The following is a 7,855-nucleotide window of genomic DNA, read 5'->3' as shown; positions in this document are numbered from 1 at the left end:
GATTGCGACGCTTAATGACGATAATTTGAGATTCGTCACACACCTGATCTAAGAGACTCGCTAAATTCATTCTCGCCTGAGAGTAGGTGGTTTCTTTGCTTAACATGATTTTTAGGGGAGACTTGTACAACCTTATTGTACAATTTCAAGCTCTTGAACTCCCCAAAAACCCCAAAATCTGAAGGGGGAGAAATATAAAGATTTATTAAATTGTAGCTTTTAATACAGTTGTGGGGGGGGGAGTGTGTATTGTTCTACTATCCGCCTTTAGTGTTGGGTTGGGTTGTTGCTTCACCTAGCTGCGAGGGGACGAACACTTATGTACTGAGTAGCGAATGGTGATGAAAAAAGGATTTTTCAGATGGCTACCAATTTTAGCCTTAACTATAGCTTTATCTTCTAACTTCTATCAGAATCACGATGATATTGCTCAAGCCCGTAATTCGAGACGTGTAAGCAATGGTTTTGCTTTCGAGATTCAGAATTGTAATAAAGACAATAATTCTGTAGTTTGTACTTTTATGGTTGCAAACTTAGGGGAAGTCAGAGATCTTTATTTTTATCCCAAAGACTCTATCATCATTGATTCTACCGGCAAGCAATTGACGGGATCGGAGGGCTGTATTGGAGGAATAGGTCGTGATATAGTATGGGTAAGAGATATGCCTTCTAGAGTCCCCATTAACGGAAAAATTCTCTTTAAAGGAAATTTGCCCGGAAGAATCGTTTATCTGCGATTAGTAGGTTCTGGTTTCTCAGTTGAATGGAGGTAATATATTACCTCGTTCTCAGGTTCTACCTGAAGATTTTTCCTGTGGCAGCAGCATTAAGTAGGGGCGAACGCAATTCGCCCCTACAGGTTTTTTTCGCCCGCTCGCACTTTAATATAGGAACAGTAGGGTGGGCATTGCCCACCCTACCCATTTTTCCTGAATACTGAACCTTATTATTGATTGAGAGAAACAACAACTATGTACACCACAACTTACAACTTACACAATCTTGAGCTATAATCGGCAATGAGGTCGAATCCGAAAAACGATCAGAAAAAACTGCTGATTGCTGAACTTAGAAAAGCAGCAATCAAACATACCCCAGAAAATATTATCAGAATTACTAAAGATCCTAGCGGGAAAATTGTTTTTCTAGAAACAGGAAAAGGAGGAGAGAGAGGTTCTGGATTACTGCATATTCTAGAAAATCATCGAGAAGATTTCCTCCAGAGAGGTATTGCCGAAGAACAAATTCCTGATTTAATTATAACAGCTATTAGTGAGGGGACAATTATTGGCATACAAGGAAAAAGTCGCATAATTTATCAAGTAGAAATCAATGGAATTATTCAGTATGTTTCTCTAGAAATTAGTCATAATGGTTACTTAGTGAGTGCTAATCCAACTCCAACGCGATTAATTAATAAACTTATTCAGGAATGATAGTTATGGCAATCAGAATCAAACTTTGGGCAGATTATGGAAGTTACCCACTTTGGGGAGTAGATGAAATTGATAACATTGCTCCTGAAGAATTACCATTAAGTCAAGCAACCATTCAACGTTTAAACGCATGGCAGGATACTTACGATAAGACTTTAAATCAAGACTATCCACCTTTATCAGATTTTCCTAATCAGCAAGCTGAAATGGATTTTAAACAAGAAGGAATTAGTTTATGGAAACAGTTATGTCTTGAACTGGCCCCAGATTATGAAGTTTTCTACCAAAATGAAGGTCAATTGTTCAGACATCCTAAGGAAATAACCAAAAAATCTACAGTACAAAAAATAACAGTTTGAGTATCATCACCTTCGGCTCTAGCGCAGCTTCAACCCTGAAGCGCCAACTAAAACCATCCAAACCATCAGAAAAAGAAACCACAAAAGTAGGCTAAATTGCTTCTAAAAATACCATAAATACCCCTTCATTCAATCTTGAGGGGGTTTATTTTTTTCTTCATCAACAATCTGTAAAACACTGCTGTATAAAGGTGCAGCCACCCAAAATCCTGCTTGATCAATCAAAGCGTCTAGTAGGGGTTTCACCTCAGAGATTAACCGTCGATTCTTCGCCTCAACTAAAATGCCCAGAATTCCTGTGTATCGAAGATTAAGTCTAGCAGCAATTCTACGACCACGACGCTCATCAATCAAAACTTGATCTGCTCCCAACTCAAGTGCTAAAGCAATAGCCTCAGCTTCTCCCTTATCTAGTTCATCTGCAAGAGCTTCAATCACTGTGCGGTTAGTTACCGTTCGAGTTTGAATCCAATCTAAGGTTTGTACCTCTATTGAACCTGCTACCAGAAAATCAGGCTCAGTTAATTCTCGATAAACTGCTTCGGGAATAAAAACTATTTGGTAAAGTTGTTGTAGCAGATGAAGTTGATTAATGGCGGCAAGATTGTTGATAGGGGATGTATCACTGACAACAATCACAATCTTCCCATCTCCCGCAAGTTCTTAATATCCTGTTCAAAATCTTCGACATCGTAGTGTACCGGAATTTGACGACTTGCAAGTAGGTGTTGAAAAGCAATACGATTCATTCCTGCAAATCGACTCGCTTGAGCAAGGGTGAGCTTCTCTTTTTGAAAGAGCATGACCGCAATTTCCTGCCTCATCTCAGCTTCAGTCATGCGTGTGGCACTGAGAATTTCATCGGAGATATCAATACTCATGGCTATAACCCTATCTATCCCTTCCTATTGGAATGATATCATAACCCCCTTCATTTAGTCAGTTGAGCAGGTTTATTTTTTGCGTCTCTTCCCCTTACACATTTTACACATTAAGAATCGGTTTTATGCTATTGAGTTACCAAAGCCAATAGAAGAGGCTTTATTATCAGTTGCCAACTAAAACCCTCTAAATCCACTGAAAAAGCAACCACAAAAATAGGATAAATTGCCTCTAAAAATACCATCAATACTCCTTCAATCAATCTTGAGGGGGGTTTGTTTTTTTATATCTCTTTTTTGGCAATAGATGCTATAATGAAAGGCCACTCTTTAAGATTGCTTGCTCGATCGTGGACTTTGAGATGATCAGCGATATTACGAATATCGAGATTATTGCCACAGGAACAGGAATTCGTAATCGGGAACGGTTGCAAAAACAGTATGGCAAAGGTAAATGGAGAAAATTAAAGGGCATAGCCCAAGTTCAGCTTGCCAATGGTATAGTAAGGTTAGCTGAAGTCCATTGGTATGAAGCTCATGGCATCGGCAAAAAAGAATTTAAGCTCAAGTTACCGTTTCTAGATTGACCATGAAAATAGAGTCATCTCCCACAAATAAGTTCGCAGTTTGTCTCAATAATGAAGGCTACGAAGCTTCACTAGAAGTTGGCAAAATATACCGCGTTATCCCTGATGAGACAGCAGAAATAAACAGTCTAATTCGGGTTATTGATGAAAGTGGTGAAGATTACGCTTTTTCTGTGAATCGGTTTCATCCTATTGAGTTACCAAAGCCAATAGAAGAGGCATTGTTATCAATGGCCAACTAAAATCCTGCCAATCCACCGAAAAAGAAACCACAAAAGTAGGCCAAATTGCCTCTAAAAATACCATCAATGCCCCTTCAATCAATCTTGAGGGGGTTTATTTTTGGCATCTATTAATACTTCTAAAAATAAAAATTGTCAAACTTATTAATGATGTCTTGAATTTGCTGCGCTGTGATGTCTGTTTGGTCAGATTTGGCATAGATGAGGAGCATCAAAACACAACTATTGTCTTTAAGTTGATAGATAGCACGATAGCCGCTACTTTTGCTCTTTTGAATATCGCTGTTTTTGAGGCGAACTTTAAAGACAGTGTAGCCTATTCCTGGTATTTTATCGCCGATGAATTTGCCTATCTGAAGGTCATCAATTAGGGGTTGTATATCAGTACGAATGCTCCGATAGCGTTTGGCGAGGATGCGAAGTCGATCCTTGAATTGATCGGAGAAAAGAAGCTTAATGGGGGGAATTTTTTCAGTCATCTATGCCATCCCACAGTTCAGAGATGGGATGTACTTTGCCCTCTTTAGCTTGCTGAAGAGAAATACGAAGACTGGTGAGGATGAGTTCTTTTGGTTCGTCGTCGGGATCCGTGGGTGGAGTGAGGATATTACGCGATACTAGCAATTGGTAGAAATCATCGAGTGCCATTCCCGTTAGTTCGGCTGCTTGTTCAAATTGAAGGCGTTGCTGCTGATAGAGCATGATAGCGATTTCCGTGAGCATTTGAGCTTCAGTCATTTGGACTGTTTGCAGAAGTTCAGTAGGAAGGGTGAGGCTCATAGAGGTTTCATTAAGTGGTGGTAACTTCATTGTATCGCCATTAAAAAGTAAACGACACAAGTAGGCTAAATTGCCTCTAAAAATACCATAAATACCCCTTCAATCAATCTTGAGGGGGGTATTTTTTTGCATTCCTCCCTCAAAAAATTCTCAGTGACACTAGAAAAAGGCGACAAACTCTGCTGGAGTAATAATTGGAATCCCTTGATAAGTATTGAGAATTAAAAGAGCATTATCGCCTGTTATCATGTATTGTGCCATTCCAGACACGGCTAATTCTAAGAATTTATTATCATCTAAATCGGAACAAACTCTCGTTTCATGCAATATATCAACAAATAAGCTCCTATTTTTAAGAGACGACAAGAAATCTAACCTATCATCTTTTTCTAAATATTTGTCAAATTTCTTTTTACTTATTCTCGTTGCCAATTCTTGATAAGTTGCCTCGCTCTGGAGAATAGTAAATTGACTAACTGCTATATTGATTACTTTTTTGGGTGTTCCTAGGGGATTGAGTAAAGCACTAATAAAAACATTGGTATCTATAACAACTCGATTAGGATTCATCTACTAATAGTTCTGTTAGTTTATCTTCTGTCAAACCTTTAGCTTGAGCCTTTTTACCGACTTTATCCATAATTGAGATAAGACTTTCTGAATTTTCCTCAATCGTCAGATTAACTTCTTGTTCAGGAGAAAGACCTAACTGAGCGATTAGTGTAGGAATCTCCGATACCTTAATATTTTTGAGAACTTGTTTCATGGCTTAACTAGGTAACTAGGTGTATCTTCAACTTTCATTGTACTCTATTTAATCACATTTAACAGTGTTCCTCAAATCGTCCTCGACCTCTTCGCCACAACTTCAACCCTCAAGCAGCAACTAAAGCAATCCAAACCAACAGAAAAAGAAACCACAAAAGTCGGCTAAATTGCCTCTAAAAATACCATCAATGCCCCTTCATTCAATCTTGAGGGGGTTTATTTTTTTACTTTCGCTTATTAAACAACTATTCAGCCTCTGTTTCCCTTTCTAACACTTCTTGTAGTTGTGGCACTAAAGTCGGTAAATCTTCTTGAATTGTTGCCCAAACTCTACTTAAATTAACTTGAAAATATTCGTGAGTTGCAACATTTCTCATTCCTGCCATCAAACGCCAAGGAATAAGAGGATAGCGAGACTGAATTTCCTTTGGTACATTTCTAGTTGCTTCTCCAATAATTATAAAATCATAGAGAACCGCTTTGACATTTGTTTGATTCTTAGCAAATTACTCAAACGTCATTCCCTTTGTACGTTGTTCAATTTCAGTGATAGATTCTAAAATGTCTTGAAGGAGAATTCTCCAATCTCTAGAAGGCATTGATAACATCCTCCAACACAGGTTCTCGTAAATGTTCCCTTAAGGTATCCTGAGTTCCTAAATCCACAGAACATCCCAGAATATCTTCTAAATAATACTGTACTTGCAGAAGTTGAAAAAAACCACCTTCTTGATTAAATTCAACTAAAAAATCCACGTCACTATCACCATGAGCTTCATCCCTTGCCACTGAACCAAATAAAGACAAAGATTTTACACCCAGTGTTTGTAACTGTTTTCGGTGTGCCTCTAGAATTGCCAATACCTCATCTCGTTTCATCTGGTGTGTCCTTGAACCTGCCATCAATATTATAGCTTTGTGGCTGCAGCCCTCAAGCACCAACTAAAACCCTCTAAATCCACTGAAAAAGAAACCACAAAAGTCGGCTAAATTGCCTCTAAAAATACCATCAATGCCCCTTCAATCAATCTTGAGGGGGTTTATTTTTTTGCCCGTGTTTCCACATATTCTCGCAGGGCGCGATTAATACTGGTCTGATACCCCTCCTCTTGTGTGGCCTGGGTTTTGAACCAGTCTATCAGGTCAGCATCAAGGCTTAGGGTGATCTGCTGTTTAAGCGGACTATAAAATACACCACGCTGCGCCTTGCTCCAATCTCCCGTGGCCTCCGGGATCAGCTCTGTGCGGATAGGCTCTTGTGACGCAGCTAGAGCGTCAATTTCAGCCTGTATCTCTGGCGGTACTGGATTAGAATCTCCCTTCTTCATAATTAGCAGACCCAATCAAAATAAAGGGCGACCAAAAGAAAGGATGGCTTTTAATTTGACTAAGTTTGGCCTGTCGCATGGCTTCACTTTTACTCATGCCATTCTTGAGATTCTGATAAAATTGGGTCATAATTTCCGCACTGGTATTATCTTCAGCATTCCAAAGACTGGCTATTACTGATTTAGCGCCGGCTCTTTCTAAGACGTAAGCAAGTCCTGAAATTTCCTGACCGTCTGCGTTGGCTTCCTTGGCGGTTTGACAGGCACTCAGGGTGATTAATTCGGTATTTTTTAAGCCTAATAATGCAGCATCAGCGATGTTATATTGTTGATTATTTGCGAAAAGAATAGTATTAGCTTGCATACCCAAATTAGGACAGCCAGCGAGGTCAAAACAGCCGTGAGTTCCTAAGTGTAAAATCGAGAAGCGAAAGGCTTGTTTTTTGAATATATCTAGAGTTGCATTTGTACCGAGATATTTTTCACTTCCCGGAAAGATTTTGCTGATAGTTTCTGCTTCTATTTCTGTGCCTTTAAGTTCTTCTTGGGTGGGTTTAGGGTTAGCAAATGCTAGGCCTTGTAAGGGTTTTCTTTCGGTCGCGGGAGGGGTAGATGTGGAGATGCGAGTTAAATAATAAATTGGATATTTTTCTAGGAGAACTTGGTCATTTTTCTTATCGTAGAGGGTTTCAAAGGGAATATAGCGCAGTTGTCCGGTAGCGATGATGGCGATATTTTTCGGGGAACTGCTGGCAATTTGGGACTCGATGGGACGGATTAAAATCTCGTATAATTTACTACTGGTAACGAGGTAGTCGGCATTTTTATAGTCGGCTAATTGGGTACGGTATTGACTGACAAGTTGATTAAAATCATCGGCTTTTGCATCGCTTTGGATAACGATTAATTTTTCTCTAGTAACGAGAAATAGGGCGACTTTATCGCGGAGGGGAACGGGTTGAATAACGAGAGTATCAGGAGCGATATTTTTCTGGAGTTGGGCGATGTCGGTGGGTTTACTTTCAAAAAGTTCAGCAATTTCAGGATATTTATCTCCGATAGTTTCCGCATTTTTATACACTTTTTCCTCGAATTGTCGGATCTGTTGTGCCAGTTCTTCCGATAATTCTTCCTCTGAGAGCTTACCAACAGCAAGATCGATCCATATCTGGTATTTTTCTTGACTAGAAGCTTGAAGATCGTAGCCATTGAGCCTGAGAAAAGTCCTCGTCACCACATAGGCCGTTCTCTTATTCCCATCTACAAAAGGGTGATTCTTGACAATCCCATAAGCGTAGGCTGCTGCCAAAGAAGCCATGTCAGGAGGCGACTTAGAATAAGCCAGAAAATTTTGCGGTCGGGAAAGTGCGCTTTCTAGCAACCCCTCATCTCGAATACCCTCTAATCCACCATGCTCGGCTATTTGGCGGTGATGAATCGCGAGAGCTACCCCATCAGCTATCCAGATTAGCTG

General features: G+C 39.7%; 15 protein-coding genes and 1 pseudogene. 5 read left to right on the top strand and 11 right to left on the bottom strand.

The genetic code is table 11. The annotated features are described in order from the left end of the window. The coding region (locus PX484_RS01090) for a type II toxin-antitoxin system Phd/YefM family antitoxin (protein ID WP_502882686.1) at positions 1-106 on the bottom strand (106 nt) is incomplete at its 3' end. A 229-nt stretch (positions 107-335) separates the two neighbouring features. On the opposite strand from PX484_RS01090, the gene PX484_RS01085 reads away from it, so the two are divergent. The 3 genes from PX484_RS01085 to PX484_RS01075 all read left to right on the top strand — a co-directional run bounded on the left by PX484_RS01085 (position 336) and on the right by PX484_RS01075 (position 1,795). Further along, a complete protein-coding gene (locus PX484_RS01085; RefSeq protein WP_002751838.1) occupies positions 336-773 on the top strand; it encodes a hypothetical protein in 438 nt (145 codons plus the stop codon). Positions 774-1,019: 246 nt separating this feature from the next. Continuing rightward, positions 1,020-1,436 carry a hypothetical protein gene (locus tag PX484_RS01080; RefSeq protein ID WP_287764924.1) on the top strand — a complete coding sequence of 139 codons (417 nt, stop codon included), beginning with the start codon at positions 1,020-1,022 and terminating at the stop codon, positions 1,434-1,436. A 5-nt stretch (positions 1,437-1,441) separates the two neighbouring features. Continuing rightward, the gene (locus tag PX484_RS01075) at positions 1,442-1,795 is read left to right on the top strand and encodes an immunity protein CdiI family protein (RefSeq protein ID WP_043997966.1); all 354 of its coding nucleotides are present in this window, start codon (positions 1,442-1,444) and stop codon (positions 1,793-1,795) included. A 129-nt stretch (positions 1,796-1,924) separates the two neighbouring features. Here the strand turns inward: PX484_RS01075 and PX484_RS01065 are convergent, their stop codons facing one another. After that, the gene (locus PX484_RS01065; RefSeq protein WP_287764927.1) at positions 1,925-2,434 is read right to left on the bottom strand and encodes a PIN domain-containing protein; all 510 of its coding nucleotides are present in this window, start codon (positions 2,432-2,434) and stop codon (positions 1,925-1,927) included. Then, a complete protein-coding gene (locus tag PX484_RS01060) occupies positions 2,431-2,676 on the bottom strand; it encodes a UPF0175 family protein (RefSeq protein ID WP_002748168.1) in 246 nt (81 codons plus the stop codon). Before PX484_RS01060 ends, PX484_RS01065 begins: the two co-directional genes overlap by 4 nt. Positions 2,677-3,026: 350 nt before the next feature. Between PX484_RS01060 and PX484_RS01055 the strand changes: the two genes are divergently transcribed. Then, complete coding sequence (locus PX484_RS01055; protein ID WP_287764929.1) at positions 3,027-3,263, top strand: hypothetical protein; 237 nt, start codon at positions 3,027-3,029, stop codon at positions 3,261-3,263. Positions 3,264-3,265: 2 nt separating this feature from the next. Then, positions 3,266-3,505: a hypothetical protein gene (locus PX484_RS01050; RefSeq protein ID WP_045361344.1), complete on the top strand. Its 240-nt coding sequence runs from the start codon at positions 3,266-3,268 to the stop codon at positions 3,503-3,505. 119 nt (positions 3,506-3,624) lie between these two features. Here the strand turns inward: PX484_RS01050 and PX484_RS01045 are convergent, their stop codons facing one another. From PX484_RS01045 to PX484_RS01010, 8 genes and pseudogenes are all read right to left on the bottom strand, one after another. Then, positions 3,625-3,984 carry a type II toxin-antitoxin system RelE/ParE family toxin gene (locus tag PX484_RS01045; RefSeq protein WP_287664473.1) on the bottom strand — a complete coding sequence of 120 codons (360 nt, stop codon included), beginning with the start codon at positions 3,982-3,984 and terminating at the stop codon, positions 3,625-3,627. Then, entirely contained in the window at positions 3,977-4,315 is a 339-nt protein-coding gene (locus PX484_RS01040; RefSeq protein ID WP_004268823.1) for a UPF0175 family protein, read from the bottom strand. Before PX484_RS01040 ends, PX484_RS01045 begins: the two co-directional genes overlap by 8 nt. Positions 4,316-4,444: 129 nt before the next feature. Continuing rightward, positions 4,445-4,855, bottom strand: a complete 411-nt coding sequence (locus tag PX484_RS01035) for a putative toxin-antitoxin system toxin component, PIN family (RefSeq protein WP_287764931.1) — start codon at positions 4,853-4,855, stop codon at positions 4,445-4,447. Further along, complete coding sequence (locus tag PX484_RS01030) at positions 4,845-5,051, bottom strand: hypothetical protein (protein WP_002763776.1); 207 nt, start codon at positions 5,049-5,051, stop codon at positions 4,845-4,847. Before PX484_RS01030 ends, PX484_RS01035 begins: the two co-directional genes overlap by 11 nt. Positions 5,052-5,298: 247 nt before the next feature. Next, a pseudogene (locus tag PX484_RS01025) lies at positions 5,299-5,652 on the bottom strand (HepT-like ribonuclease domain-containing protein). After that, a complete protein-coding gene (locus tag PX484_RS01020; protein ID WP_287764933.1) occupies positions 5,642-5,932 on the bottom strand; it encodes a nucleotidyltransferase family protein in 291 nt (96 codons plus the stop codon). The pseudogene PX484_RS01025 and the gene PX484_RS01020 overlap by 11 nt, the downstream one beginning before the upstream one ends. Before the next feature lie 161 nt (positions 5,933-6,093). Beyond that, complete coding sequence (locus tag PX484_RS01015; protein ID WP_287664465.1) at positions 6,094-6,381, bottom strand: BrnA antitoxin family protein; 288 nt, start codon at positions 6,379-6,381, stop codon at positions 6,094-6,096. After that, on the bottom strand, positions 6,362-7,855 hold a 1,494-nt coding region (locus tag PX484_RS01010), incomplete at its 5' end, for a CHAT domain-containing protein (RefSeq protein WP_288102678.1). The genes PX484_RS01010 and PX484_RS01015, both read right to left, overlap by 20 nt.

Source organism: Microcystis sp. M49636_WE2, assembly GCF_030065375.1.
Taxonomy (GTDB): domain Bacteria; phylum Cyanobacteriota; class Cyanobacteriia; order Cyanobacteriales; family Microcystaceae; genus Microcystis; species Microcystis aeruginosa_C.
The sequence above is the reverse complement of the archived record's forward strand: the minus strand, read 5'-3'. Positions and strand labels throughout refer to the sequence as shown.

What these genes read in the sequence shown, in the direction of transcription:
- PX484_RS01085 (WP_002751838.1), top strand. Translation starts at nt 336, where the DNA reads ATGGTGATGAAAAAAGGATTTTTCAGATGGCTACCAATTTTAGCCTTA.
- PX484_RS01080 (WP_287764924.1), top strand. Translation starts at nt 1,020, where the DNA reads ATGAGGTCGAATCCGAAAAACGATCAGAAAAAACTGCTGATTGCTGAA.
- PX484_RS01075 (WP_043997966.1), top strand. Translation starts at nt 1,442, where the DNA reads ATGGCAATCAGAATCAAACTTTGGGCAGATTATGGAAGTTACCCACTT.
- PX484_RS01060 (WP_002748168.1), bottom strand. Translation starts at nt 2,676, where the DNA reads ATGAGTATTGATATCTCCGATGAAATTCTCAGTGCCACACGCATGACT.
- PX484_RS01050 (WP_045361344.1), top strand. Translation starts at nt 3,266, where the DNA reads ATGAAAATAGAGTCATCTCCCACAAATAAGTTCGCAGTTTGTCTCAAT.
- PX484_RS01045 (WP_287664473.1), bottom strand. Translation starts at nt 3,984, where the DNA reads ATGACTGAAAAAATTCCCCCCATTAAGCTTCTTTTCTCCGATCAATTC.
- PX484_RS01040 (WP_004268823.1), bottom strand. Translation starts at nt 4,315, where the DNA reads ATGAAGTTACCACCACTTAATGAAACCTCTATGAGCCTCACCCTTCCT.
- PX484_RS01035 (WP_287764931.1), bottom strand. Translation starts at nt 4,855, where the DNA reads ATGAATCCTAATCGAGTTGTTATAGATACCAATGTTTTTATTAGTGCT.
- PX484_RS01030 (WP_002763776.1), bottom strand. Translation starts at nt 5,051, where the DNA reads ATGAAACAAGTTCTCAAAAATATTAAGGTATCGGAGATTCCTACACTA.
- PX484_RS01020 (WP_287764933.1), bottom strand. Translation starts at nt 5,932, where the DNA reads ATGAAACGAGATGAGGTATTGGCAATTCTAGAGGCACACCGAAAACAG.
- PX484_RS01015 (WP_287664465.1), bottom strand. Translation starts at nt 6,381, where the DNA reads ATGAAGAAGGGAGATTCTAATCCAGTACCGCCAGAGATACAGGCTGAA.